Annotated in this window: 22 protein-coding genes; 4 read left to right on the plus strand and 18 right to left on the minus strand. The window is 69.3% G+C overall.

The window, feature by feature from the left end:
- The first annotated feature begins 72 nt into the window (after positions 1 to 72).
- On the plus strand, positions 73 to 1,782 hold the full coding sequence (locus tag QP090_RS05615) for a recombinase family protein (RefSeq protein WP_285937391.1): 1,710 nt from the start codon (positions 73 to 75) through the stop codon (positions 1,780 to 1,782).
- Positions 1,779 to 2,396, plus strand: a complete 618-nt coding sequence (locus QP090_RS05620; protein WP_285937392.1) for a hypothetical protein — start codon at positions 1,779 to 1,781, stop codon at positions 2,394 to 2,396. Before QP090_RS05615 ends, QP090_RS05620 begins: the two co-directional genes overlap by 4 nt.
- A gap of 1,044 nt (positions 2,397 to 3,440) precedes the next feature.
- Here the strand turns inward: QP090_RS05620 and QP090_RS05625 are convergent.
- Together QP090_RS05625 and QP090_RS05630 are read right to left on the minus strand one after the other, a co-directional pair.
- On the minus strand, positions 3,441 to 4,283 hold the full coding sequence (locus QP090_RS05625) for a helix-turn-helix domain-containing protein (protein ID WP_285937393.1): 843 nt from the start codon (positions 4,281 to 4,283) through the stop codon (positions 3,441 to 3,443).
- On the minus strand, positions 4,283 to 4,798 hold the full coding sequence (locus QP090_RS05630; RefSeq protein ID WP_349666476.1) for a DUF6879 family protein: 516 nt from the start codon (positions 4,796 to 4,798) through the stop codon (positions 4,283 to 4,285). Before QP090_RS05630 ends, QP090_RS05625 begins: the two co-directional genes overlap by 1 nt.
- A gap of 611 nt (positions 4,799 to 5,409) precedes the next feature.
- Here QP090_RS05630 and QP090_RS05635 point away from each other — a divergent pair.
- Together QP090_RS05635 and dprA are read left to right on the plus strand one after the other, a co-directional pair.
- Positions 5,410 to 6,018 (plus strand): ATP-binding protein, encoded by a 609-nt coding sequence (locus QP090_RS05635; protein ID WP_285937397.1) that lies wholly within the window; start codon positions 5,410 to 5,412, stop codon positions 6,016 to 6,018.
- A 334-nt stretch (positions 6,019 to 6,352) separates the two neighbouring features.
- Positions 6,353 to 7,504 carry a DNA-processing protein DprA gene (dprA, locus tag QP090_RS05640; RefSeq protein WP_285937398.1) on the plus strand — a complete coding sequence of 384 codons (1,152 nt, stop codon included), beginning with the start codon at positions 6,353 to 6,355 and terminating at the stop codon, positions 7,502 to 7,504.
- Here dprA and QP090_RS05645 read toward each other — a convergent pair whose 3' ends face one another.
- The 16 genes from QP090_RS05645 to QP090_RS05720 all read right to left on the minus strand — a co-directional run bounded on the left by QP090_RS05645 (position 7,505) and on the right by QP090_RS05720 (position 26,090).
- Positions 7,505 to 7,819, minus strand: coding sequence for a DUF2469 domain-containing protein (locus QP090_RS05645; RefSeq protein ID WP_285937399.1), 315 nt, complete (start codon positions 7,817 to 7,819; stop codon positions 7,505 to 7,507).
- On the minus strand, positions 7,816 to 8,556 hold the full coding sequence (locus QP090_RS05650; RefSeq protein ID WP_285937400.1) for a ribonuclease HII: 741 nt from the start codon (positions 8,554 to 8,556) through the stop codon (positions 7,816 to 7,818). The genes QP090_RS05645 and QP090_RS05650 overlap by 4 nt, the downstream gene beginning before the upstream one ends.
- A 1,143-nt stretch (positions 8,557 to 9,699) precedes the next feature.
- The gene (lepB, locus tag QP090_RS05655) at positions 9,700 to 10,584 is read right to left on the minus strand and encodes a signal peptidase I (RefSeq protein WP_285937401.1); all 885 of its coding nucleotides are present in this window, start codon (positions 10,582 to 10,584) and stop codon (positions 9,700 to 9,702) included.
- A 169-nt stretch (positions 10,585 to 10,753) separates the two neighbouring features.
- On the minus strand, positions 10,754 to 11,104 hold the full coding sequence (gene rplS / locus QP090_RS05660) for a 50S ribosomal protein L19 (RefSeq protein WP_285937402.1): 351 nt from the start codon (positions 11,102 to 11,104) through the stop codon (positions 10,754 to 10,756).
- 130 nt (positions 11,105 to 11,234) lie between these two features.
- A complete protein-coding gene (gene trmD / locus QP090_RS05665) occupies positions 11,235 to 12,020 on the minus strand; it encodes a tRNA (guanosine(37)-N1)-methyltransferase TrmD (protein ID WP_285937403.1) in 786 nt (261 codons plus the stop codon).
- Entirely contained in the window at positions 12,017 to 12,532 is a 516-nt protein-coding gene (gene rimM, locus QP090_RS05670) for a ribosome maturation factor RimM (RefSeq protein ID WP_285937404.1), read from the minus strand. The genes trmD and rimM overlap by 4 nt, the downstream gene beginning before the upstream one ends.
- 146 nt (positions 12,533 to 12,678) lie before the next feature.
- Positions 12,679 to 12,921: an RNA-binding protein gene (locus QP090_RS05675; protein ID WP_021598307.1), complete on the minus strand. Its 243-nt coding sequence runs from the start codon at positions 12,919 to 12,921 to the stop codon at positions 12,679 to 12,681.
- A 1-nt stretch (position 12,922) separates the two neighbouring features.
- Positions 12,923 to 13,390 carry a 30S ribosomal protein S16 gene (rpsP, locus tag QP090_RS05680; RefSeq protein WP_285937406.1) on the minus strand — a complete coding sequence of 156 codons (468 nt, stop codon included), beginning with the start codon at positions 13,388 to 13,390 and terminating at the stop codon, positions 12,923 to 12,925.
- Positions 13,391 to 13,837: 447 nt separating this feature from the next.
- Positions 13,838 to 15,421, minus strand: a complete 1,584-nt coding sequence (ffh, locus tag QP090_RS05685; RefSeq protein ID WP_285937407.1) for a signal recognition particle protein — start codon at positions 15,419 to 15,421, stop codon at positions 13,838 to 13,840.
- Between the two features lie 119 nt (positions 15,422 to 15,540).
- The gene (locus tag QP090_RS05690) at positions 15,541 to 17,913 is read right to left on the minus strand and encodes a [protein-PII] uridylyltransferase (RefSeq protein WP_285937408.1); all 2,373 of its coding nucleotides are present in this window, start codon (positions 17,911 to 17,913) and stop codon (positions 15,541 to 15,543) included.
- An 8-nt stretch (positions 17,914 to 17,921) separates the two neighbouring features.
- Entirely contained in the window at positions 17,922 to 18,260 is a 339-nt protein-coding gene (locus tag QP090_RS05695; protein ID WP_285937409.1) for a P-II family nitrogen regulator, read from the minus strand.
- Positions 18,257 to 19,597, minus strand: coding sequence for an ammonium transporter (locus QP090_RS05700; RefSeq protein ID WP_285937410.1), 1,341 nt, complete (start codon positions 19,595 to 19,597; stop codon positions 18,257 to 18,259). Before QP090_RS05700 ends, QP090_RS05695 begins: the two co-directional genes overlap by 4 nt.
- 256 nt (positions 19,598 to 19,853) lie before the next feature.
- The gene (ftsY, locus tag QP090_RS05705) at positions 19,854 to 21,023 is read right to left on the minus strand and encodes a signal recognition particle-docking protein FtsY (RefSeq protein WP_285937411.1); all 1,170 of its coding nucleotides are present in this window, start codon (positions 21,021 to 21,023) and stop codon (positions 19,854 to 19,856) included.
- 274 nt (positions 21,024 to 21,297) lie between these two features.
- Complete coding sequence (smc, locus tag QP090_RS05710) at positions 21,298 to 24,972, minus strand: chromosome segregation protein SMC (RefSeq protein WP_285937412.1); 3,675 nt, start codon at positions 24,970 to 24,972, stop codon at positions 21,298 to 21,300.
- A gap of 460 nt (positions 24,973 to 25,432) precedes the next feature.
- Positions 25,433 to 25,630, minus strand: coding sequence for a hypothetical protein (locus tag QP090_RS05715; RefSeq protein WP_160819579.1), 198 nt, complete (start codon positions 25,628 to 25,630; stop codon positions 25,433 to 25,435).
- Between the two features lie 178 nt (positions 25,631 to 25,808).
- Positions 25,809 to 26,090: an acylphosphatase gene (locus QP090_RS05720; RefSeq protein ID WP_285937413.1), complete on the minus strand. Its 282-nt coding sequence runs from the start codon at positions 26,088 to 26,090 to the stop codon at positions 25,809 to 25,811.
- Between the last annotated feature and the right edge of the window lie 5 nt (positions 26,091 to 26,095).

Below are 26,095 nucleotides of genomic sequence, written 5' to 3' on the forward strand. Positions count from 1 at the left end.
CTAGCCCTGGTCTCACTCGCCACAGGTCAAGAGCAACCCTGCTGCTCAGGCAGGATGATCTCAGGAGGCGAGTTGAAGAACCGAGAGCCCAAGCGAGTCCTGGGCGTGGTCCGCCTGTCCAACCTCACGGACGACACGTCTAGTCCTGAGAGGCAGCGAGAGAAGGTCCACTACTGGGCCAAGCTGCATGACGCGCGCATCGTAGGCATCGCAGAAGACCTTGACGTGTCCGCTATCAGCGCCTCCCCATGGGAGCGGCCTGACCTCAAGCGATGGCTCGACAAGCCTGACGAATATGACGTGATCGTCGCTTGGAAGCTCGATCGACTCGCCAGGAAGACCAAGGACTTCCTAGAACTCCTGGAATGGGCAGACAAGCACTCTGTTCAAATCGTCGCCGTAGACGACGGTATCGACCTGTCAACGGACATCGGTCGCATGGTCGCCACGATCCTCGCCGTGTTCGGGGAATTCGAGGGTAAGACCATGAAGAAGCGAGCTAAGGACGCTTACGAACACAACATCCGTGCCGGTAAGTGGCGTGGTGGCTTCCTGCCTTATGGCTACAGGCCAGTGAAGAGCGAAGATGGATGGGTTCTTGAGCCCGATCCTGAGACATCGGAGATCCTCCGAGAGGTTGTCCAAAAGATCATTGCTGGTACCTCGGCAAATCAGGTCATCAGAGATCTCAACGCGCGCAATGTACCAACGTCCCTAGATGTGCAGCGAATCAGGAAGGGCAAGGAGCCCAAGGGCACACAATGGCGAGTGGCCAACCTTCTCAAGATGCTTCGTTCCAAGACTCTACTCGGCCAGTACGAGGCAGACGGCTCTCAATATAGCCAAGGAAAGAAGAAGGTCATCAGTGGGGATGACGGCCTTCCCCTTCAGAGGGCGGAGCCTCTTATTTCACTTGCAGAGTGGGAAGATCTTCAAACTCGTCTAGACAGGAACTCAAGCAAGCAAAGCGGCAACCGACAGGACGCGGCTCCATTGATGCGTATCGCCTTCTGTGCGGTCTGCCAACGACCCATGTACCGGTCGGGTGGTAGAAACCAGCTCTACTATCGTTGCTCTTCAGTCGCAGAGACAAGCGTCAAATGTGGCAACCGATCCGTAGGTACAGACTACCTCGAAGGAATTCTTGAGGAGAGTGTTCTAGACCTTCTCGGAGATGTTGAGAAGCTGGAGAAAATCACGATCCCGGGAGAGGATCACACCGAAGAGCTTGAGCAAGTTAAGCGCGTCATGGCTGAGGCTAGAGGAGAGAAAGACAAGGGTTACTACGACTATCCGGGCGGGGAAGACGAATACGAAGAGCGCATGGCGAAGCTTGCAGCCAGGCGCAACCAACTTGCCTCACTCCCCAACATCCCTACTCGAATCGAGTGGCAGAAGACAGGCGAAAAGTTCCGAGACCACTGGGCCAAACTCGACACAGACGACAGAAGGCAATTCCTTCTAGACGCAAGCGTGAGGATAGAGGTACTTCACTGGCCAGCGCCAATTTCGACAGATGCCAGCGCCTACCCTGATGCACCAACAGCCAAGGTCGGGGGTCTGACATACCACCTTGCACCAACAACCTCGGAGAACAAGCGCTACGCACTCCCGGAGCCAATCGTCACGGTGAATCTCGGAGACTTGGCCGAACTATATGCGCGAGCTACCGGCCTAAACGTAGACAGCCCTGAGGTTCAGGAATGGGCCAAACGAAAGTTTGAGGGACCGACAGAGGAAAAACGTCAGGCGGTCCTTGACGGTAAGGAATCCATACGATGACCGAAGACGCTAAGCCGGTTCTCATGGCGCCATCTGCACAGGCGTTTCAGCTCTGGAACAGCGAACTCGCTAGGGAGATGGCCGACTCAGACTCTGCCCTAAGGGCAGAGATAAAGAAAGAACTGCCGAGAAGCGTCGCCAGCGTCTACGCCGTAGCCTCCTTCATGGCGGCATGGGGCACCAATGGCGCTAACTCCTTCGCAGGGGAACGAATGCTTGAGGAAGCTCTGGGGATGACCCGTAAGAGCATCAGGATCGCTAGGCGCGTTCTGATCCTCTCAGGATGGCTAGTCATCACCGGAACCAAGAAAGGGCCCAACGGGGAGTCCAACGTCTATCAAATCTCCATACCGGCCAACCGTTGGGAAGACGGTTGGGCCAAGTACAAGGCACAGGGCGTGCCAGCACCTACAATCGCAACCGAACCACCCAAGAAAGCTTCCAAGCCTCCCGTGAGAGTGCCGCAGTCGGCAAGGGTTCGGTCAGTCCCCGAAGATCGTGCACATTGCCCAGCTTGCGAGAAGGGACAGCAGCAGTCGGGGGCTGAACACATGTCGGGATGCTGGCTCTACTGCAACCCAGCTAATGACCCGCTCTGCGGGACATGGCCCTAAACGTGAGGGTGGGGTCTCTAGAGACCCCTTACCAGTTCTCTCTACAGAGAGAACACTAATATATTCTCTAATATAGAACTATAAAAAGGGGAGTCCCCAAGTATGGGGACTCCCTTTCAGTCTCTTAGGAGACTTCTAAGTCACTCCGGTCTACGACCTTCGTTCCTAATCCACTGCGGCAAGTTCCTTCGGTCGCCGCAGTAGAGGAGTCGCTATCGCTCCCCCTTGTTCAACATCAGAACATCCACCTCCTTACGAAACTCAGAACATCCAACCGATTCAGAACATCCACCTGACCTCAGACACCCACCTACACCCCTGAGAGGGCCTGAGAGGGCCTGAGAGCCCTCGACAGTACTTGACCCATCCCAGGGAGCAACCTCCGACCCATTCGGCCCTCTACAGCCTTCTCGGGGCCACACAGGGCCACATGCTCCTATCTTGCCTCTACCCGTGGCTTCACTACAGCGGCGGGCAAGCGCAAGCGAAAGCCACATATTGAATGTCGTTGACTTTGGCCGAATCCCAGCCACCATCGATGATGGCAATGGCGTTGCCGTAGCCGTAATGCTCACCGGTCATCCGACCATCATTGACTAGAAGTTCCCGAATCATCTTCCTGGCAGTCTCTCTATCGACTCTTTTAGCCGTAGCCTCAAAGCGGCCAGTTCGATTCGACCCAATATGCCAGTGATCCACAACCCCCGGGAAGGCGCTCATTCAGCCGCTAGCCCTCTGGGAGTCAGAACATGGGCAATCCGTTCCGCTGCACTATCAAGATGCCTCACAGGGCAAATGAGGCTATTCCAGGACCATACGTAGGACAGTTCCCCATCCCATAGAGAGCAAGTGACATCTTCCGCAAGTTTTCCTGCGTCCAAGTTCACTACTCGCACGTACGGAAGGTTGTTCCTGGGCCTCACCACGCTAGCGACGAATCCCCTATCACTCATGGCCTGACGCAGTGCCTCTAGGTGAGTGACCGTGCTCGCTTCATCGGTTGCCATACTTTGAAGTTAGAGCCCATGCTCAGCCGACCCAACACTATTCCCGTGATTGAATAAACTCGCTCTGCACTGTGGCGAGGAAGGCTTTTGATTCTTCCCTCTGTAGAGCATAGCTCTCGAATACCTTGAATAGCCCTAGATGATAGGCGATGTCCCTTGGGTCTTTCATAAGGACGGCGCCACCAAATGTCTCAGCGGTGACTAGAGACTCGTCATATAGCGTGAAGGTACTTAGAGGGCCTTCTGAAAGCTGGCGCGGCCCTAGCGGTATAACTCCGACCACAATGTTCGGCAGCATCGCCAGGGTTGCAATGCGACCGACTTGCATCGCCATCACCACAGGATCACATAGGGGCCAACGTAGAGCCTGTTCCGTAAGGATGAAGGTGAAATGCTTGCTGGTGTCATAGAGAACGGCCTGACGTTCAATCCTTCGAGCTATCGCTTTTGAATGATCTCCCGGTATGGTCTCCAGGCTGGCTTTCGCATACTCCGGCGTATGCAGCAGGCCGGTAAGCATAGAAGGCAAGAAGAAGCGCATATGCGAAGCATTGGCCTCAAAAGAGGCGAGCTCACCTTGTTTCCGGTGAAGCCCCTTCTTAAGAGAAGACCTTAAGTCGGCAAACTCTGTATGAGTTATACGGACCAGGGAAGTAATCTCCTGAGCTATATCTTGAGGAACATCAAGCGCGGCGATGATGCGTTCAACATCAGACAAGGCGGGCAAAACCTTGCCCGTCTCTATCTTCGATATTTTTGATTGGCTGATACCGCTTCGTACAGCCAGCCTTTCGCCACTCAGGCCAGACGCCTTACGAAGCTCTCTCAGGTATTGTGCTAGATCCTTTTTGCTCTGACCTAGCTCTTCCGGCTCCAGCACTAACTTTGCCAGTACTCCGTGAACGGCACAGAATCCTTTAGTGCCGCACTCTTGTAATGCTCGTACTCCACTATGTTCGGATTCTCTATCAACTCCCTACCTATCTGTGCTCCGTCAAACCGATAGAGCATCCTCACAATAGTCGCATCATCGAAGAGCCAGAAATCGTGATCGGGCAAGCCGGGATCGGGCTTGCCTGTGAGGTCGAGAATACGAACATCCTCGCCAGCCTTGACGTTGAAGGCGTATCCCCACTCGAATTCGTAACGCAAGTAATCCGACAGGGGCCTTCTCACCACGTGAACCCGCTGAAATGACTTACCAGCACGGACGCCGTTGGCCACCTTATCGAGCCACGGGTAACTCAGGTCGGCAGGCGGCCTCTCTCCTGAGAGAAACCGCTCAAACTCTTCCCTCTCTCCGGCCATGTCATAGACAGAATGAAGCTCCAACCTGAATGCGGAAGACTTGAAATCCGCTGTATAGCGAGACCAGTCCTTACCTTCCAAGTACACGGGCAGCCTCCAGAAGGACGCTTTCGGGAATTTCGATTATGGCTTCACCATTCGGCACAGTGACGTCGACACGCAGGTATCCTTGGATAGGCACCATGCCATTTGTCGGCGCGTAGACCTTCGGACAATCATCTGACTTGCAAGTCCCCGCGATGATCCGGCCAGGCTTCATGCGTCTTCTCCTCTGTTCGTTTTCAGCCATAAAGCTAGAGTCGGCGTCCCCTGCGGTCAACACTGAACACGAATATTCGCGTACAGGAATAATTGCGGTGGTTCCCAGATGCCCAACCTCCGAGGTTGTACAGGGAGAGGCAGGTACCCCCGACCGAAAGTCCCAGATGCGTACGTGGTCGAGACATCCTGCCCCGGACGGGGTTCAAGAGGCGACCGTGACCCATTACCCCAGGACATAGGTCCTCGCTCACGTACGAACTCCACAGAGCTGCTCTAAGGCTCTGCCTTGCCCTGACCTGACCGCCAGACCGGGCGGCACGGGCTTCCCGCCTGACAGACGCTCTCAGCGCCGTCTAGCTGGGACTGCATAGCTATGCATGGGGTCTGACGCCCCCCAGATCGTTTGTAGGTTCTCGACACGGTGTAAGTTTGTCTCCTTGGGTGAGGCTCCTGAGTTCGTCGGCGGAACCCTGGACGCCCTCCGCCAGCCCCTCGAAGAGGGCGAGGTGCGCATCTCCCGGGCCGAGGGCACCGCGTGCTTCCCGGCCAGGTTCACCCTCGTCCTCGCCGCCAATCCCTGCCCGTGCGCGGCGGCCAAGCAGGTCGACTGCTCGTGCGCTCCGGCGCTCCGGCGCAGATATCTGGCCCGCATCTCCGGCCCGCTCCTCGACCGCATCGACCTGAAGCTGGAGCTGAGCCCGGCCAGCCGGGCCGAGTTGCGCTACGACCTGGAGTTCGCCGAGGCCAGCCGGCTCGTCGCCGAGCGGGTCCTGCTGGCCAGGGAGCGCACGCTCAAACGCCTGGGCGACACGCCCTGGCGGTCCAACTCCGAGATCCCCGGCCCAGAACTGCGGCGCCGCTTCACGCCCCCGCCCGAGGCCATGCGCGCCGCCGACGACGCCCTCCAGTTGGGCACGCTGAGTGCCCGCGGTCTCGACCGCGTCCTCCGCGTGGCCTGGACCATCGCCGACCTGTCCGGCCGCGACGAGCCCGGCACCGACGACATCGGCGGCGCCCTGGCCCTGTGGAGTGGACGTCGCCCATGACCGCACTCCCCTCACCCGCCGAGCCCATCCCTCCCAACCCGGAGATCCGCACCCGCCGACCACATCGAGCCCGACCGACTCCACGACACGACGGTCCTGCGCCACCGGACCTCTCCGGCACGCAGCAGAAGGCCGACCGGCCGACCGGACGCGATACCGAACACCAACGGGGTTCTCAGCGCCCCGTTCCGACTCGGCCCGCCTCTCAGCCTTCGGCCGCACGGATCGGGAGGCAGTCGTCCCCGAGCACCCATCCACGTTCCTCGTCCGCCAGAGCACCGCGAAACCGGCTCAGCGGCGCGGACGCATCGCCTTCGACGAAAGGGCCGAACCCATGACCGACGAGAGGGAGGCGCGTGCCGCGCTGTGCGCGGCGGCGGAGCCGGGTGAGACCCTGCTGAACCGGCTCATCGATCACGAGGGAGCGGACGGGGCCCTGCGGGCGGTCCGCACCGCCAGGGTTCCCGACGGTCTCGTCTCCACGGACGAGGAATTACAGCGCTGCGCGCGGCGCCTCGACCGCTGGCGGATCCGTCTGACGACGGCCGATCCCGAGCAGGACCTCGCCGTCTGTGAACGCCTGGGCGGGCGCCTGGTCTGTCCCGGCGATCCCGAGTGGCCGACCACGCTCGACGATCTGGGCCCGCAGAAGCCGTACGCACTCTGGCTGCGCGGTCCCGGCGACCTCCGCTACGGCTGCCTGCGGTCGGTGGCGATGGTCGGCTCCCGGGCGGCGTCCCCGTACGGTCTCCGGATCGCCGCGGAGTTCGCCGCCGATCTGGCCGCACAGGGCTGGACCGTGATCTCCGGGGGCGCGCTGGGCATCGACGCCGCCGCGCACCGGGGAGCGCTGGCCGCCGACGGCCCGACCATCGCGATCTTCGCCAACGGCGTCGACGTCCCCTATCCGGCGGCCAACGACGGCCTGTTCGCCGAGATGGCGCGCCGCTCGCTGCTGGTGAGCGAGTCGCCGCCCGGCAGCCCGCCCCAGCGGCTGCGCTTCCTCGTCAGGAACCGGGTCATCGCGGCCCTGTCCCGCGGCACCGTCGTCGTCGAGGCCGAGTACCGCAGCGGCGCGCTCAGCACCGCGACCTGGGCCCGCAAGCTCGGCCGCACGGTGATGGCGGTGCCCGGCCCGGTCGAGGCCCGCACATCGGTGGGCTGCCACCGGCTCCTCCGCGACGAGGGCGCCATCCTGGTCGCCCGTCCCGAGGAGGTGATCGAGGCGGTCGGCCGGTTCGGCGCCGACCTCGCGCCCGAACCGCACACCCCGGTGCTCCCCCGCGACCGCCTCGAACCGGCGACCCGCTCGGTGCTGGAGGCGTTCCCGGCCCGGGGCGCGGCGGGGCCCGCCCAGCTCGCCGCCAAGGCCGGCCTCGACCTGGCCGCGGCCAACGGCAAGATCGGACTGCTGGCCGCCGCCGGCTTCGTCGAACGGGATCGGGGCGGCTGGCGTCTCACCACGACCGCGAAACAGCGGAGGTGATCACTGCTCGGAGGGCAGCTCGAAGTCGCTCTTGGCGAGTTCCTCGACGTTGACGTCCTTGAACGTGACGACCCGAACGTTCTTGACGAAGCGCGCCGGGCGGTACATGTCCCAGACCCAGGCGTCCTGCATCGTGACCTCGAAGAAGACCTCGCCGTTGTCCGCGCTGCGAACCTGTAGATCGACCGAATTGGTGAGGTAGAACCTCCGCTCGGTCTCCACGACGTAGGTGAACAGCCCGACGACGTCGCGGTACTCGCGATAGAGCTGAAGCTCCATCTCGGTCTCGTACTTCTCGAGATCCTCGGCGCTCACGCTCGTGCCCCTTCCGTCCGGCCATCGCCGGGAACCCCCGGTTCGGGCAGTTCCCCGGTCCCCTCCCCCAAGGCCACCTCACCATTCTTACGCAAGGCCCGCCCCACGTTGACGTAGGAGAACCGATGCTCCGCACATGGTCCATGCGCCTTCAGCGCCGCGCTGTGAGCGCGTGTCACGTAGCCCTTGTGCACGTCGAAGCCGTAGTCCGGATAGCGCTCGTGCAACTCGGTCATGATCCGGTCCCGGGTGACCTTGGCCACGATGGACGCGGCGGCCATGCACGCGGCCACCTGATCCCCCTTGATCACCGCGAGTGCCGGCACCTCCAGGCCGGGCACCGCGAACCCGTCGCTCAGCACGTATGCGGGCCGCCGCTCCAGCGCGGCGAGGGCCCGCCGCATCCCGGTGATATTGCACCGGTGCACGCCCATCCGGTCGATGTCGTGGCACGGGACGACGACGACGCTCCACGCCTCGGCACGCTCGACGATCTCCGCGTACAGCTCCTCGCGGCGCGCCGGGGTCAGGAGCTTGGAGTCGGCCAGGCCCTCGATCCGTCCACTCCGCCCGCCCTGAAGGATCACCGCACCGACGACCAGCGGCCCCGCGCAGGCCCCGCGTCCCGCCTCGTCGACGCCGGCCACGGGGCTGAACCCACCGTGCTCCAAGGCCCGCTCGTAAGCGTGCAGCCCGGCGTCGCGTCGCGGCGTGAAGCGAAGTGGACGACCCATCATGTTCCGCAGGGTACGTCGCCAGAACCATGTCACGCTCCCCGAATACCACCGTTTCGGGCATGTTCCCGCCCGGCGGCCCGCCCCGTCGCCCTCCGCCGCACCCCCAACCAGGCAGCGCTCAAGGTCGAATCCATCACGCCCAAATCCCCTCACCTTCAAGCAAGTCAACCGAAACGCCCGCGCGCACCAAGGCTTCCCCTCCCCCAGCCGACCGTGTCGCCCTCAACGATCAGAGCCGCGCCACCCCACTTGAACTCGGCATTGCCTCGATCTTGCCGACCCCTGGCCGTTCACGCACCGGAAGCCGACCAAGGCCCGCCGGCCGGGGCCGGCGGGCGAACCCCGATGGCGATGCCCCAACGCGCCCCACGCAGGGCGAGGCGGTCAACGGAAGAGTTGACGCGGTTCGCCCAGGCGTCGCCCCGTCAGCGAGGCGCGTATGCCCCACGTCCGGCGGCCATGGGCAGGTGCGCTCGGGATGATCGTCAACGACCTGATCGACCCCGACGGCAGCGACTACAGCCGGGGACAGGTGGGCGGGTTCCAGCGGTGCAGCGGCTCTGGGCGGGCTTCGGAGACCGCTTGATCGTTTGCGGCTGCCAAGCGGGTCGCCCTAGTAGCGAGATCATGGGCTGCTGCGGGCTGCCTGGCAGGCGACTCGAGCTGATGCGCACCGTGACCCCACGAAGTCGGTCGAGGCGTTCTGGAGCGCCGACCGAACCGGCGGGCCGGACAGGCCGGGACGCCGGCCGGACCAGGGCCCCGATCAGGCCGGGATGCCGTCGGGCCAGGGCCCCGATCAGCCAGCGGAGCCGGGCCGGCTGGGAATCCGGTCAGGCCACGGCGCAGACTGAACCGCGGCGCTGGGCCGGCTGGGAATCCGGTCAGGCCGGGGCGCCACCAGACAGCGGAGCCGGGCGGGCTGGGAATCCGGTCAGGCCGCGGCGCAGCCTGAACCGCGGCGCTGGGCGGGCTGAGAATCCGGTCGGGCCGGACAGGCCGGGACGCCGACCGGACCAGGGCACCGGGCGGGCTGAGATGTCGACCGGGCGAAGGGCTGACCGGGCCAGGGCGCCGACCGGAGCGGGATGCCGCACCGGACCGGGGTGGTGGGTGGGCTTGGGCGGTCAGGCGGTCAGGCGGTCAGGCGGTGCGGCGGAGACGGAGGCGGCGGGTCAGGTAGGTGAGCGGGACGGCGCCCACCAGGCCCAGTGCGACCGGGGTGGCCGGGGCCAGCGCGGCGGCGGCCTTCAGAGCGGGCTGCTTGTAGGTCTTGGGGATGGGCAGGGTGCCGACGCGGTTGAGCGGCCACACGATGACGAAGGCGCGGCCGATCACGCGGTTGATCGGGATGGTGCCGCCGCCCGGGTCGCCGCGGTGGGAGCGGGAGTCGTAGGACAGCTCGCGGTGGTCGCCCATCACCCAGAGCTGGCCCGGCTTGACGACCACGTTGAAGGGGTCGTTGGAGGGCCTGTTCCGCTCGTGGGTGACCGGGTCGGTGAACAGGTAGGCGTCCTCGTCGAGGGCGACGCCGTTGACGGTGACCCGGCCCTTGGCGTCGCAGCACGCCACGCGGTCGCCGGGGATGCCGATGACCCGCTTGATGTAGTCCTTCTCGTTGGGGGCCACACCGAAGGCGCTACCGACGGCCCTCAGGACCTTGGAGACGGGGTTGGTGGGCTCCTTGACCTCCATCTCGGGGTCCCAGGAGTCGAGTCCGTTGAAGACGACGGTGTCGCCGCGGGCGATGTCGCGGGTGTGGTAGACGATCTTGTTGACGAGGACGCGGTCGCCGACCTGGAGGGTGTTCTCCATGGATCCCGACGGGATGTAGAACGCCTGCACGGCGAACGCCTTGATGACCAGGGCCAGGACGAGCGCCACCCCGATCAGGATGGGCAGCTCTTTCCAGAAGGAGCCCTGCTTCTTCTTGCGCCCGGATTCGTCGTCGGAGGTGTCGGCCGTCTCCTCGCCGGAGGTCACGGTCTGCTTCTCTTCGGGCACCGCGCCCTCGGCTTCGGAACGCACGTCTCTCCGATCGTCCTCGTCAGTCATCAGAGCGAAAGCCTATCGGCGACGCGGCCCCAGCACCCCGCGCGCGGGCGTGTCGCCCGACGGAGCCCCGAGCAACCCTGCCCGAAACGGGCAACGCCCCGGAGACCTCGAAGGGTTCCGGGGCGTCGCACGAGCCGCTGGCTCAGAAGTCGCGCTTCTCCTTGATGCGGGCGGCCTTGCCGCGCAGGTTGCGCAGGTAGTAGAGCTTGGCCCGGCGGACGTCGCCGCGGGTCACGACCTCGATCTTGTCGATCGAGGGGCTGTTGAGCGGGAAGGTGCGCTCGACGCCGACGCTGTAGCTGACCTTGCGGACGGTGAAGGTCTCGCGGGCGCCACCGCCCTGCCGCCGGATCACCACGCCCTGGAAGACCTGGATCCGGCTCCGGGTGCCTTCGGTGACGCGGACGTGCACCTTGAGCGTGTCGCCCGGACGGAAGTCCGGAACGTCGGCACGCATCGCGGCCTTCTCGATCTCCTGGATCAGGGTGTGCATGACAGCTGTTCCTCATGGGTCGAACGCGGACATCGAGAGGCCCCGTGGAACAAGAGTGGGGGCGTCGCGCCGCGCGAAGTGGATCTTCTTGGAAGCCGTGGCGCCGCGTGTATGGGCACACGGCGCCGTCTCAGTGTGCCATATCTTCGCCGCGCACCGGAAAACCGGCCTCGGCGAGGACCTTCCGGTCATGTGCGTCGAGGGCGTCCGGATCAAGGCGGGCGAGCAGTTCGGGGCGGTTGCGCGCGGTGCGGCGGAGCGCCTCGTCGCGCCGCCAGCGGGCGATCGCCCCGTGGTGCCCCGAGAGCAGGATGTCCGGAATTGGACGTTCGCGCCAGACCGGTGGCTTGGTGTAGACGGGCCCCTCGAGGAGGGACTCCATCGCGCCGGGGGCGAACGAGTCGTCGGCGACCGAGTCGGCGTTGCCGAGCACCCCCGGGAGCAGCCGTCCGACGGCCTCGACCATGACCAGCACTGCGACCTCGCCGCCGGCGAGCACGAAGTCGCCGAGGCTGACCTCGTCGACCGGCATCCTGGTACGGGCCTCCTCGACCACCCGGGAGTCGATCCCCTCGTAGCGACCACAGGCGAAGAGCAGCCGGGGCTCGGCCGCGTACCGGGTCGCGAGGGCCTGGGTGAACGGCCGCCCGCTGGGGGTCGGCACGACCAGACGGGGGACCTCGCCGCCGGCGGGCGCGAGGGTGTCGAGGGCCTCGCCCCACGGCTCGGGCTTCATCACCATGCCGGGGCCGCCGCCGTACGGGGTGTCGTCGACCGTGCGGTGCCGGTCGTGCGCCCATTCCCGCAGATCGTGCAGGTGGACGTCGAGCAGCCCGTTGCGGCGGGCCTTGCCCAGCAGGGAGACCTCCAGCGGAGCGAAGTACTCCGGGAAGATCGAGACGATGTCGATTCTCATGATTCGCCGAGGAGCCCGGGGGGCGGGTCGATGACGAGCCGCCCCCCGGGAACGTCCACCTCGGGGACGAGCGCGGCCACGAAAGGCACCAGCACATCGTCCCCGCCGGTCCGGCGCACGACCAGGAGGTCCTGGCCGTGGTGCAGGATCTCGGTGATCGTGCCGACCTCGGCGCCCTCGGCGGTGACCACGGCGAGCCCGACCAGTTCCTGGTCGTGGTAGTCGTCGGGGTCGTCGGTCGAGGGGATGTCGGTGGGGTCGACGACGAGCCACGTGCCGCGGAGCTCCTCCGCGGCGGTGCGGTCGTCGACCCCGGCGAAGCGCACGAGCAGGCGCCCCGAATGCCAGCGAGCACGCTCGATGGTGAGCGGGCCGGTTGCCGCCGGGTCGGTGGTGAGCGAGGTTCCCGGCGCGAACCGGGCCTCGGGATCGTCCGTGCGGACGTCGATCGTGTTCTCACCGCGGATCCCGTGCGGCCGGCCGATCCGGCCCACCACGAGGGGCTCGCTCATCGGGTCTGCTCCGTCAATCGCCGGTCGCCCAGGGGTCCCCCGGTACGGGCTGCCGGGCCGGGGCCGCGTCGCCGCGGCCGCCGGGCCGTCCCACGCCGGAGGGTCCCCCGGCACTCCCCGCATCGCTGCGGATGCCGGAGGGCCACTCAGCGGACCTCGTTGACGTCGAGCAGGTCCACGCGCACGTAGCGTCCCCCGGAGAGGGCGCTGATCACTGTGCGCAGGGCCTTGGCGGTACGACCGCTGCGGCCGATGACCTTGCCGAGGTCCTCGGGGTGCACGCGCACCTCCAGGACCCGGCCGCCCCTGATCCGGCGGGCGCGAACCCGGACGTCGTCCGGGTTCTCGACGATCCCGCGGACCAGGTGCTCGAGCGCTTCTTCGAGCACGTCAGCCCTCGCTCTTGACTTCGGTGGTCTCGGCCTTGGCCTCGGTGTCCTCGGCCTTGGCCTCGGTCTTCTTCGGCTCGGCCTTCTTCTTGGGCTTGGCCGCGGGGGCGGCGGCCGGGGCGTCGCCCATGGACTCCTTGACCGCGGCCTCGAAGACGGCCTTCTTGTCGGCCTTGGGCTCGGCCACCCGGAGGGTGCCCTCGGCGCCCGGCTCGCCCTTGAACTTCTGCCAGTCGCCGGTGATCTTCAGCAGGCTGAGGACCGGCTCGGTCGGCTGCGCGCCGACGCCCAGCCAGTACTGCGCGCGCTCGGAGTCGATCTGGATGAGCGACGGCTCCTGCTTGGGCTGGTAGAGCCCGATCTCCTCGATGGCCCGGCCGTCACGCTTGGTACGGGCATCGGCGACGACGATCCGGTACTGCGGGTTCCGGATCTTCCCCAGACGCTTGAGCTTGATCTTGACTGCCACGAGAGTGGTGTACTCCAGACTTCATTTACAGGGTGAGCAGGCCGTACCCAGGTGGGGAACACCGGTGACCGGCCGCTCGATGGACTCCGGCCGCACAGGACGAGAGAGGGCGCCTTGGCGAATCCGGGGTTTCCAGCCTGCCATTCTGCCAGACGATGGCGGTGAAAGCGCAATCGTACGGTGACACGCGGCGACTTCTCTGCGTGACCGTCCGGTGGACGCTGAGTCGATCATGCCGGGACCGCCGGGGCGTGGCGTGGTCCACCGTGGCGTGCGGCGTCACCCGCTGAGGCGTGCGCCGTCACCCACCGTGGCGTGCGGCGCGACCCGCCGTGGCGCGCCGCGGGCCGTCTCGGCGTGGCGAACCGGGGGTGCTGGGCTGCCGGGCGTGCCAGGGTGCCGGGCGCGTCCCGGCGCCGCTGAGAGCGGCGGCGGGACGCGGCGCGGTCACTTCTTCTTGCGGCCCTGGAGCTTGCCGAGGTCGGGCATCTGGAGGCCGGGGGGCAGCTGGCCGCCGCCCAGGCCCGGCGGGAGGCCGCCGGGACCGCCCAGGCCGGGCGGGAGGCCCTTCGGGGCGGCGTCGGGCGCGGTGGTCTGCTCCTCGGCCTGCTTGCCGCCGGCCTGGCGCTTGCGCGGGTCGCCGCTGCGCTGCTTGCCCTTCTTGCCCTTGGCCGCCTTCGCCGCCTTGGTGGCCTTGCGGCGACCGCCCGGCATGCCGGGGATGCCCATGCCGCCGGCCATCTGGCGGACCATCTTCTGCGCGTCGAAGAAGCGGGTGACCAGGCTGTTGACCTCGCCGACGGTGACGCCGGAGCCGCCCGCGATGCGGGCCCGCCGGGAGCCGTTGATGATCTTGGGGTTGCCGCGCTCCTGCGGGGTCATCGAGCGGATGATCGCCGCGACCCGGTCCAGGTCCTTGTCGTCGATCTGGCCGACCTGGTCGCGGACCTGCCCCATGCCGGGCATCATGCCGAGCAGGTTGCCGATCGGCCCGAGCTTGCGGATCATCATCATCTGCTCGAGGAAGTCCTCGAGGGTGAAGTCCTCGCCCGAGGCGAACTTGCTGGTCATCTTCTCGGCCTGGGCGGTGTCGAACGCCTGCTCGGCCTGCTCGATCAGGGTGAGCACGTCGCCCATGTCGAGGATCCGACCGGCCATCCGGTCGGGGTGGAAGACGCTGAAGTCCTCGAGCTTCTCGCCGGTCGAGGCGAACATGATCGGCCGGCCGGTGATGTGCCGGACCGACAGCGCGGCGCCGCCGCGCGCGTCGCCGTCGAGCTTGGTGAGCACGACGCCGTCGAAGCCGACGCCGTCCATGAACGCCTGGGCGGTGTTGACCGCGTCCTGGCCGACCATGGCGTCGACGACGAACAGGACCTCGTCGGGCTTGACCGCGTCGCGGATGTCGATGGCCTGCTGCATCATCTCGGCGTCGACGCCGAGGCGGCCGGCGGTGTCGACGACGACCACGTCGTGCTGGGCGTGCTTGGCCTGCTCGATGGAGCGGCGGGAGACCTCGACCGGGTCGCCGACGCCGCTGCCCGGCTCGGGCGCGAAGACCGGCACGCCGGCGCGCTCGCCGACGACCTGGAGCTGCTGGACGGCGTTGGGCCGCTGGAGGTCGGCCGCGACCAGGAGCGGGGCGTGCCCCTCGGCCTTGAGCCACTTGGCGAGCTTGCCCGCCAGGGTGGTCTTGCCCGCGCCCTGGAGGCCCGCGAGCATGATCACGGTGGGCGGGTTCTTGGCGTACCGGACCCGGCGCGTCTCGCCGCCGAGGATGTTGACGAGCTCCTCGTTGACGATCTTGACGACCTGCTGGGCCGGGTTCAGCGCCTGGGAGACCTCCGATCCCCGGGCGCGTTCCTTGACCTGCCCGATGAAGTCCTTGACCACGGGCAGTGCCACGTCGGCCTCGAGCAGCGCGACACGGATCTCGCGGGCCGTCGCGTTGATGTCGGCCTCGGAGAGCCGGCCCTTGCTGCGCAACGACGAAAAGACCGTCGTCAACCGGTCGGAGAGCGTCTCGAACACGTGTCTGGACCGTCCTTGGAAAGCTTCTGGGATCGCCTATCAGACTATCGGGTCGACGGCCGGGTCCCGCCCGCCCGAGCACAGCGGATCTCCTGGGCCGTCCGGACGGCGCCCGCGCCCTAGCGGAGCGCGGACATGACCTGGGTGCGGGCGGCCGACAGCGCGGCGGGCTCGGTGAGCGGGCGGCCCGTCCCGTCCACCACGTAGAAGACGTCCACCGCCTCGGCCCCCAGCGTGTCGACCTGGGCGGCGCGGACGTGGAGGCCGCAGGAGCCCAGGGCCTGGCCGATGCGCCACAGGAGGCCGGGTCGGTCGTGCGCGCGCACCTCGACGACCGTGGCGGTGCTGGACGCGTCGTCGACGATCGTCACGCGGGGCGGCGGGACGGTGGCGCCCGGCCGGATCCGGACGGCCCGCGCGCGCCGGTCGAGGCGGGCGGCCACGTCGAGCCGGTCGGCGAGCATGCGGCGCAGGTCGGCTTCGAGGGTCGCGGGGTCGGGCGGGGTGCCGTACTCGGGGACGGCGGTGAAGTCGAGGACGGCGGTCTCGGCGCCGGGGGCGGTGACCGCCCGGGCGGTCCGGACGACGAGGCGGTGCAGGGCCAGGATGCCCGCCGCGCGCCAGAGCAGGCCGGGCCGGTCGGGGGCCGAGATCGTGACGCGGGACCCGACGACGCGGACCGATCCCCCGTCGTGGCGGGCCAGGGCGAGCTGCCCGGGGGTGAGCACGGGCGCGGGCGGGGGCGTGCCGCCGGAGAGGGCCGCGGTGGCGCGCCGGGCCAGCTCGGCGACGAGGCGCGCCTTCCAGGCTCCCCAGGCGGCGGGGCCGGTGGCCCTGCCGTCGGCGATCGCGAGGGCGGCGAGGAGCTCGATGGTCTCGCCCGCGCGGCCTGGGACGGCGGAGACGGCGGCGGTGACGGTGCGGAGGGTCATCGGGTCGTCGATGTCGCGGCGGGTGGCGGTCTCGGGGAGCAGCAGGTGGCGGCGGACGACCGTTTCGAGGACGCGCACGTCGCCGTCCTCGAAACCGAGCCGGACGGCCATGGTGCGCGCGACGCCGGCGCCGCTGACGGAGTGGTCGCCGGTATGGCCCTTGCCGATGTCGTGCAGCAGGGCGCCGATCAGGAGCAGGTCGGGGCGGGCGACCTCGCGGGTGAGGGCGGCGGCTCCGGCGGCGGCCTCGACGAGGTGCCGGTCGACGGTGAAGCGGTGCACGGGGTTGCGCTGGGGCCGGTTGCGGACGCGTTCCCACTCGGGGAGCAGCCGGACGATCAGCCCGGCCTGGTCGAGGGCCTCCCAGACGCCGATGGCGGCGGGGCCCGCGCCGAGCAGCGACACCAGGGCGTCGCGGGCCGCGGCGGGCCAGGGCGGCGCCGGGAGCGCGGCGCGTTCGGCCAGCCGGTCGACGGTCGCGGGGGCGAGCGGCAGGCCGGCCTGCGCGGCGGACGCGGCGACGCGCAGCACCAGCGCCGGGTCGTCCAGGTCGGCGCCGCGGGCGAGGACGACCTCGCCCTCGTGCTCGACGGCGCCGTCGCCGACGGGCCTGCGCTCGACGCCGCGCCGTCCTGGTGCGGCCCCCGACGCCGGGACGGACACGGCCGCCGGCGCGCGCGGCGCGCAGAAGCGTTCGACCCGCCGCCAGAGGTTGTCGCCGACGTAGGTGATGGTGCGGGCGGCCTCGGTGACGGCGCGCTGAAGCACGTTGGCGTCGGGCAGGCCGAGGGCCTGCGCGACGGCGTCCTGTTCCTGGAGGACGAGGCGGTCTGACGAGCGTCCGGTGGCGTCGTGCAGTACGTGCCGGACGTCCAGCAGGAGGTCGTGGGCGGCGCGGACGCGTTCGTCCGGGGCGGACGCCACCCAGGAGGCGGCCACCGCCTGCATGACGTGCACGTCGCGGAGGCCGCCGTGGGCCTCCTTGAGGTCGGGTTCGAGGAGGAACGCCAGCTCGCCCTGCGTCTCCCAGCGTGCCCGGCACATCCGGGCCAGCTCGGCGAGGCGGACCCGGGCGTCGGCGCGCCAGTCGGCCAGGACGGCGGCGCGCAGCTCGTCCACGAGCGCGTGCTCCCCGGCGACGCGGCGGGCGGAGAGCAGGCCGAGCGCCGCCTTCATGTCGCCGCGCGCGACGGTGCGGGCCTCGTGCAGAGTGCGGACCGAGTGGTCGAGCCGCAGCCCGGAGTCCCAGACCGGGTACCAGACGCGGTCGGCGACCTCGGCGACGTCGGCCCGGCCTCGGTGCAGCAGCACCAGGTCCAGGTCGCCGCCGGGGGTCAGCTCGCGGCGGGCGTGGCCGCCCACCGCGACGAGCGCGACGTCCTCGAGGCCGGGCGCGGCGAGGAGGCCGGTGAGCCAGCGGTCGAGGTCGTCGGAGCGGCCGGTCCGCGCCGCCGCGAGGGCCGCGCGGACCGCCCGGGCGGCCTGGGCCGCGCCGCCGCCGGTGGTGCCGGTGGCGCGGCCGGAGGCGGGCGGGCCGGGCGTTCCGTGAGCGAGGACCACTCCGCTCCCTACAGGGCTTCCGGGCCGGTCTCGCCGGTGCGGACGCGGACCACCGTCTCCACCGGGACCGCCCAGACCTTGCCGTCACCGATCTTGTCGGTGCGGGCGGCCTTGACGACGACGTCGATGATGTCCTCGGCGTCCTCGTCGTCGACCAGGACCTCGACCCGCAGCTTGGGCACCAGGTCCACCTTGTACTCGGCGCCCCGGTAGACCTCGGTGTGCCCCTTCTGCCGGCCGAAGCCGCTGGCCTCGCTGACGGTCAGGCCCCTGACCCCGAACGCCTCCAGAGCGGTCTTGACCTCGTCGAGCTTGAACGGCTTGATGACCGCCGTGATGAGCTTCATCCCTGTGCCTCGACCTTCTTGGGAGTCCCGTCGCCGACCGGCGCGGACGGGGGCACCGCGGCGGTCGCCCCGGTGCGGACGGTGCCGAAGTCGTACGCGGTCTCCGCGTGCGCGGCGCTGTCGATGCCGGTGATCTCGTCCTCCTCGCTGATCCGGAAGCCCATCACCTTGTCGATGACCTTGGCGATGACGAACGTCACGACGAAGGAGTAGACGAGCGTCGCCAGGACCGCCACCGCCTGCTTGCCGAGCAGCCCGAGCCCGCCGCCGGCCAGCAGGCCGTCCGCGCCCGCGTCGTTCACCGAGGTGGTGGCCAGGATGCCGATCAGCAGGGCGCCGACGATGCCGCCGACCATGTGCACGCCGACCACGTCGAGCGAGTCGTCGTACCCGAGCTTGTACTTCAGGCTGACCGCGAACGCGCAGACCGCGCCGGCGGCCAGGCCGATGACGATCGCGCCAAGCGGGGTCACGAAGCCGCAGGCCGGGGTGATCGCGACCAGGCCGGCCACCACGCCGGACGCGATGCCGAGCGTGGTGGAGCTGCCGTCGCGGAGCTTCTCCACCACGATCCAGGCGAAGGCCGCCGCGCAGGTCGCGACCAGGGTGTTGATGAAGGCGACCGCCGCGGTGCCGCCGGCGCCGAGCGCCGAGCCGGCGTTGAACCCGAACCAGCCGAACCACAGCAGCCCGGCACCGAGCAGGACGAACGGCAGGTTGTGCGGGCGCATCGGGTCCTTCGGCCAGCCCTTGCGCCTGCCGAGGACCAGCACCAGGGCCAGGGCCGCCACGCCGGCGTTGATGTGCACCACCGTGCCGCCCGCGAAGTCGAGCGCCCCGAGGTCGAAGAGCCAGCCGGACGCGCCGCCGTCCTTGCCGTCCGACCACCAGACCCAGTGCGCGATCGGGATGTAGACGAGGGTGACCCAGACCAGGGTGAACACGACCCAGGCCCCGAACTTGGCACGGTCCGCCACGGCGCCGCTGATCAGCGCGACGGTGATGATGGCGAAGGTGGCCTGGAACGCCACGAACACCAGCTGCGGGATGCCGGACCCGTCGCCCGCCGTCGTCACCTTCTCCAGCCCGACCAGGCCCCAGTCGCCGAACCCGCCGATGAACGAGCTGAGCCCGCCGCCGGTGAACGCGAGGGAATAGCCGTAGACGACCCAGAGCATGCCCACCACGGCGATGCTGACGAAGCTCATCATCATCATGTTGAGCACGCTCTTGGCCCGGCTCATGCCTCCGTAGAAGAAGGCCAGGCCCGGTGTCATCAGCAGGACGAGCGCGGCACTCGTCAGCATCCAGGCGGTGCTACCGCTATCGATCTTCATCTCGGGAAGAGTCCCTCCTCGCAGGGAACTTGAACTGCTCCAGAGACTCTTCCGTGGCGGTTTCACCTGAAAGGCCCTTGCGTTTCCACTATGTGAAACCCAACCCGGGTGTGTTTCGACGATGTTTCCGAGTCCTCACATCGCCTATTCCGCCGCCGATACGGCCGGATTAAAGATTCACCAAAAGCGACGCCCCGCGCGCATCGCATGATGCGCGCGGGGCGTCGGTGACGTACGGGACGGGTGGGACGGGCGGTCAGTCGCCCAGGATCGCCTCGACGAAGGCCTCCGGCTCGAACGGCGCGAGGTCGTCGGGGCCCTCGCCCAGGCCGACCAGCTTCACCGGGACGCCGAGCTCGCGCTGCACCTGGACGACGATGCCGCCCTTGGCGGTGCCGTCGAGCTTGGTCAGCACCACGCCGGTGATGTTGACGACCTCGGCGAACACGCGGGCCTGCTGCATCCCGTTCTGGCCGGTGGTCGCGTCCAGGACCAGCAGCACCTCGTCGACCTCGGCCTGCTTCTCGACCACCCGCTTGACCTTGCCGAGCTCGTCCATCAGCCCGGTCTTGGTGTGCAGCCGGCCGGCGGTGTCGACGATGACGGTGTCGACCTTGCTGTCGATGCCCTGCTTCACCGCGTCGAAGGCGACGCTGGCCGGGTCGGCGCCCTCGTCGCGCCGGACGACCTGGGCACCGACGCGCGACCCCCACGTCTCCAACTGGTCGGCGGCGGCGGCGCGGAAGGTGTCGGCGGCGCCGAGCAGGACGGTGCGGCCGTCTCCGACCAGCACCCGGCCCAGCTTGCCGCAGGTGGTGGTCTTGCCGGTGCCGTTGACCCCGACGACCATCACGACGGCCGGCTTGTTGCCGTGCGGCTCGGTGTGCAGCGTGCGGTCGAGGTCGGCGCCGATCTGCTTGACCAGCTCCTCCTTGAGCAGGCCGCGCACCTCGGCGGGGCTGCGGGTGCCGAGGACCTGGACCCGGGTGCGCAGGTCGTCGGTGATCTGCCGGGCCACCGCGGCGCCCATGTCGGCGGTGATCAGCGTGTCCTCGATCTCCTCCCACGCGTCGTCGTCGAGCGTCTCGCGCGCCAGCAGGACGAGGAGGGTCTTGCCGAAGGTGTTCTGGGAGCGGGCGAGCCGGGCGCGCAGCCGGACCAGCCGGCCGGCGCCGGGCGGGGGCCGCTCGATCTCGACCGCGGGCGGCGCAGCGGTCGCCGCGGCGGCCGGCGGCGCCCGTTCGGCGGTGGGCGCCTCCTGATCCGTGGCCCCTGCGGCGGTGGCCCCGCCGGGGAGGATGTCGGCGGGCCGTTCGGCGGGCTCGACGGGCGGGCGGGGCCTGCGGCGGCCGGGCCGCAGGAACACGACGCCGCCGACGATCAGGGCGAGGGCGGCCAGCCCGGCGATGAGGATCAGATATTCCATAACCACCCCAGTTTTCCAGACCGGCACCGGTGCGCCGAACACACTCCGCTCGTCCACCGGTCACGCGGTCTTGTGATCGTCCCGGAACGCGGGGCGCGTTCGGGGCGACGACAGTTGTTGATCAAGATGGAATTTCCAGCCCTCCGGATCACCAATTCCGCCCGGCCGGCCGGGCAGCGGCGGCGATCCAGCGGCCGAGCCCGTCCGCCGCCTCCTCCGGATCCCCGGCCCGCAGCGTGATGCGCGATGCGCGCGTGCTCCCGGACGGCGCCGGTCAGGCCGGCTCTTGCTCGCGCAGCCGCTGGCTGACGACCTGGGTGACGCCGTCGCCGCGCATGCTGACGCCGTAGAGCGCGTCGGCGCCCTCCATCGTCCGCTTCTGGTGGGTGATGACGATCAGCTGGGACGACTCGCGCAGCTCCTCGAACACGGTGATCAGCCGCTGCGTGTTGGTGTCGTCCAGCGCCGCCTCGACCTCGTCGAGCACGTAGAACGGCGACGGGCGGGCCTTGAACACCGCGACCAGGAACGCGATCGCGACCAGCGACCGCTCGCCGCCCGACAGCAGCGACAGCCGCTTGACCTTCTTGCCCGGCGGGCGCGCGGCGACCTCGACGCCGGTGGCGAGCAGGTCGTCGGGCTCGGTGAGCGACAGGCTGCCCTCGCCGCCCGGGAACAGCCGCGCGAAGATCCGCTCGAACTCGCGGGCGGTGTCCTCGTAGGCGGAGGCGAACACCGCCTGCACCCGGTCGTCGACCTCCTTGACGATGTCGAGCAGGTCGCGGCGGGTCTTCTTGAGGTCCTCAAGCTGCGAGGTGAGGAAGGCGTGCCGCTCCTCCAGCGCCGCGAACTCCTCCAGCGCCAGCGGGTTGACCTTGCCGAGCTGGTTGAGCTGCCGCTCGGCGGCCTTGGCGCGCTTCTCCTGCACCGTCCGGTCAAAGGGGACGGGCCGCGCGTCCTCGGACTCGGCCTCGGGGCCCGTCGGCGGGACGAGCTGGTCGGGCCCGTACTCCGCCACCAGCGAGCCGACCTCCAGCCCGAACTCCTCCAGCGCCCGCTGCTCGAGCTGCTCCAGCCGGAGCCGCTGCTCGGCGCGCGCGACCTCGTTGCCGTGGACCACGTTGACCAGCCGTTCGAGCGTGCCCGACAGGTCGCGCACCTGGGTGCGGACGACCCTGAGCTCGGCCTCACGGGCGGCGCGGGCGCGTTCGGCCGCCTCGCGCCGCTCGATCGCCGATTCCAGCGACGTCTCGATGCCCCGCAGCGCGAACCGGCTGCCCTTCAGGACCGCCTCGGCGATCCTGGCCTGCTGCTCGCGGCGGGCGCGGCGGCGGGCGGCCAGGGCCCGCTCCTCCCGTTCGCGGCGGGCCCCGCGCTCCAGCGCGTCGGCGCGGCCGGTGATCGCCTGGACCCGCTCCTCGGCGGTGCGGACCGACAGCCGCGACTCCATCTCGGCGGAGCGCAGCTCCTGCGTGCGGGCGTTCAGCTCGTCGCGGGCGCCGGTGTCGTACCCGGCCTCCTCGGCGACCTCCGCGGCCTCCTCGGACTCGGCCAGCCGGACCGCCAGCTCCTCGGCCGCCGCGGTGTCGCTCTCCAGGGACTCGCCCGCGGCGTCCAGCGCCTTGGTGAGGCGCTCGGCCTCGCCCCGGGCGGCGCGGACGTCGGCCTCAAGCCGGGCGGCGCGCTTGGCCTCCTGCGCGGCCCGCGCGTCGAACTCGCGGACCCGGGACCGCACCCGGTCGAGCTCGGACTGGGCCTGGTTGACCCCGGCCTGCGCCTGGGTGACGGCCGCCTGCGCCTCGTCGAGCTCGCCCTGGGCGGCCTGCTCGCGTTCGGTGCCGCCGGTGAGCGCGTCCGCGCTCTGCTCGGCGGCGGTCTCGGCGGCGGCGAGATCCTCGGTCGCCTGGTCGAGCGTGGCGCGCATCTGCAACAGGCTCTGCGCTGCTCCGCCACCGCCACCCTGCGCCCAGTGCGCGCCGACGAGCTCACCGCCGCGGGTGACGGCCCGCAGGCCCGGTTCGCGCCGGACGAGCCCGGCGGCGGCGGCCACGTCGTCCACCACGGCCACGTCGCCCAGCAGGTGCTCCAGCGCGGGCCGCACGGCGTTGGGGACGGTCACCGCGTCGATCGCTCGGTCGACGCCCGGGACCTCCGGCGCCCTCGCCGCGCCGCCGCCGCCGACCACCAGTCCCGCCCGTCCGGCGTCGCGGTCCCGCAGCAGCGCCAGGGCCGCCTCGGCGGTGTCGAGCGAACCGACCGCGATGCCCTCGGCGGCGTTGCCGAGCGCCGCCGCCACGGCCGTCTCGTACCCGGGCCGGACGGTCAGCAGCGACGCGACCGTGCCCAGCACCCCGGCGATCGACCCGTCCGCAGCGGCGGCGAGGAGCGCCTCGCCGCCGTCGGCGGCGCTCGCCAGGGTCAGGTCGAGGGCCTCGATCCGGGCTCCGAGCGCGGTGACCCGCTTCTGCGCGGCCTGGTCGGCGGAACGGGCCGCGGTGACCGCCGCGCGGGCGTCCTTCAGCTCCTGGCGCGGCCCGTCGACCGCCGCCCGCGCGGCCTCGGCCGCGTCCTTCGCCGTGGCGAGGGCCTCCTGGACCGCCTCGTGCTCGGCGGCCAGCTCCGGGTCCTCGACGACCTCGGCCTCGAACGCCTCGAACTCGGCCTGGGCGCCCTCGGCGCGCTGCCCGGCCTCGTCGCGGGCGTCGGCGAGCCGGCCGATCTCGGACCGTCCGGCCTGGGCCTTGCTGCGCAGCGCCTCGACCCGGCCGCGCAGCCGGGCCAGCTCCTCGCGGCGGTCGGCGGCGGCGCGGACGGCGGCCTGGAGCCGGCGCTCCTCGGCGCCGAGGGCCTCCTCGGCGCCCGAGCGCTCCTCGACCGCGCGGGCCAGCGCGTCCTCGGCCTCGTCGAGCGCGGCGCGCAGCATCTCCTCCTGCTCGCGGATCCCGGCGGCCTCGCGCTCCATGTCCTCGGGGTCACGGCCGCGCCGCTCCTCGTCGCGCGCCTCGGAGGCGTTGCGGTGCCGTTCGGCGGCGAGGTCGGCGACGCCGCGCAGGCGCTCCTTCAGCGCCGACAGCCGGAACCACGTGTCCTGGACCTGCGCCAGCCTGGGCGCCTCGGCGGTCTCCTCGGCCTCCAGGACGGCCTCGCGCTCCTGCGCCCCCGCCAGGGCCCGCTCGGTCTCGGTGCGGCGCGCGCGGATCGCCGCCTCGTCGGCGGCCTCCTGCTCCAGCCTGGTGCGCAGCGTCACCAGGTCGTCGGCCAGCAGCCGGATCCGCGCGTCGCGCAGGTCGGCCTGGATGACGGCCGCCCGGCGCGCGAGCTCGGCCTGCCGGCCGAGCGGCTTGAGCTGGCGGCGCAGCTCGCCGGTGAGGTCCTGGACGCGGGTCAGGTTGGCCTGCATCGCGTCCAGCTTGCGCAGCGCCTTCTCCTTCCGCTTTCGGTGCTTGAGGACCCCGGCGGCCTCCTCGATCACCGCGCGGCGCCCCTCGTTGCCCGAGTGCAGCACCCGGTCGAGCTGGCCCTGCCCGATGATCACGTGCATCTCGCGGCCGATGCCCGAGTCCGACAGCAGCTCCTGGATGTCGAGCAGCCGGCACGGGTCGCCGTTGATCGCGTACTCGCTCTGCCCCGACCGGAACATCAGCCGGCTGATCTTGACCTCGGTGTAGTCGATCGGCAGCGCGCCGTCGGAGTTGTCGATGGTCAGCACCACCTCGGCCCGCCCGAGCGGCGCCCGGCTGGCGGTGCCGGCGAAGATGACGTCCTCCATCTTGCCGCCGCGCAGCGACTTGGCGCCCTGCTCCCCCATCACCCACGCGAGCGCGTCGACGACGTTGGACTTGCCCGACCCGTTCGGGCCGACGACGGCGGTGATGCCCGGCTCGAACTTCAGCGTGGTGGAGGACGCGAAGGACTTGAAGCCGCGCAGCGTCAGGTTCTTCAGATACACGCGCTCGCCGTCCTCCTCCGGGAATGGCGCAGGGGGCCGCTTCCCCCTGACGTCCTGCCTCGACCGGGACCGGTGGGCCTCCTCGGGAGGCCGCCGCGCCCCCGTCCCGTCCCGGCGCACGCCCGGGAGCCCGTCGAACGATACCGGCCGGGGCCCCGCGAGCCCGGCAACCGGACCGGATACGGGAAATCGAGGGATCGGGAAGATCGCGGCTTGGGTCGTCGCGGGCGGGTCGCGGGCCCAGCGGCCCGTTCGCGGGGTGGCCGAACGGACCCGCCGCCGGGTGGACCCCCGGCCGGCGGGCGGAATGTTCGGCGGATGTCAGGTAGGGCGTAACGGACACGCCGTGCCCGGCCGCCTGCCCTTCCGGGCCGCCGCCCGGCGCCCGCCGAAGCGGCGGGCAAAAAGAAGGGACGCCTTCACACGGCGTCCCTGTCCTGGTTCTCGAAAAAGGCGCCGATCAGGTCAGCGCCGGTTCACGTTCCTTCACTGCGAGCGACATCACGTCGTCGTCCGGAGCCGTCGCGAGCGCGTCGTTCTCTGCCTGAAGCCGCACGAGCTCGGCTTCCAGATCACGTACGCGCTGCTGAAGGCGCCGCATCTCCGCGACCATCCGGGGGTCGGGACCGCCGACGTGGCCGAGTAGAGCCTTCGCCATGACTAAAGGTCCTCCACGCTGAGTAACCAGCAGGGATCGCGCACAAAGAGCAACCGAGGTTGGTGCGCGTATCGTCTAGAGTCGCACCGGCCAGTGTCCTGGTCAAGACGCACATCACGGGCCGGTAACAACCTGTCGGCACTAGTTTAGCAGGTACAAACCGGAATTCCCTACCCGATCACCGTTCCAGGAAACCGGGCGCCTCTCCGCGCGGCTCACTCCACCGTTCGGCGACCCCCGCGACGTGCCCCGGCGTGCCCGGACCGCGCAGCAGTTCGAGCATCCGCTCGCACGACGCGCGCGGCCCCTCGGCCACCACCTCGACCCGTCCGTCCCGCAGGTTGGTGGCGCTGCCGTCCAGACCGAGCTCCAGGGCACGGGCCCGGACCCACCAGCGGAAGCCCACGCCCTGCACCCGGCCGCGGGCCCAAGCGGTCAAGCGTACGGTCTGGTCGTCCATCGTGG

The sequence above is a fragment of the Actinomadura xylanilytica genome, from assembly GCF_030283145.1.
Taxonomy (GTDB): domain Bacteria; phylum Actinomycetota; class Actinomycetes; order Streptosporangiales; family Streptosporangiaceae; genus Spirillospora; species Spirillospora xylanilytica.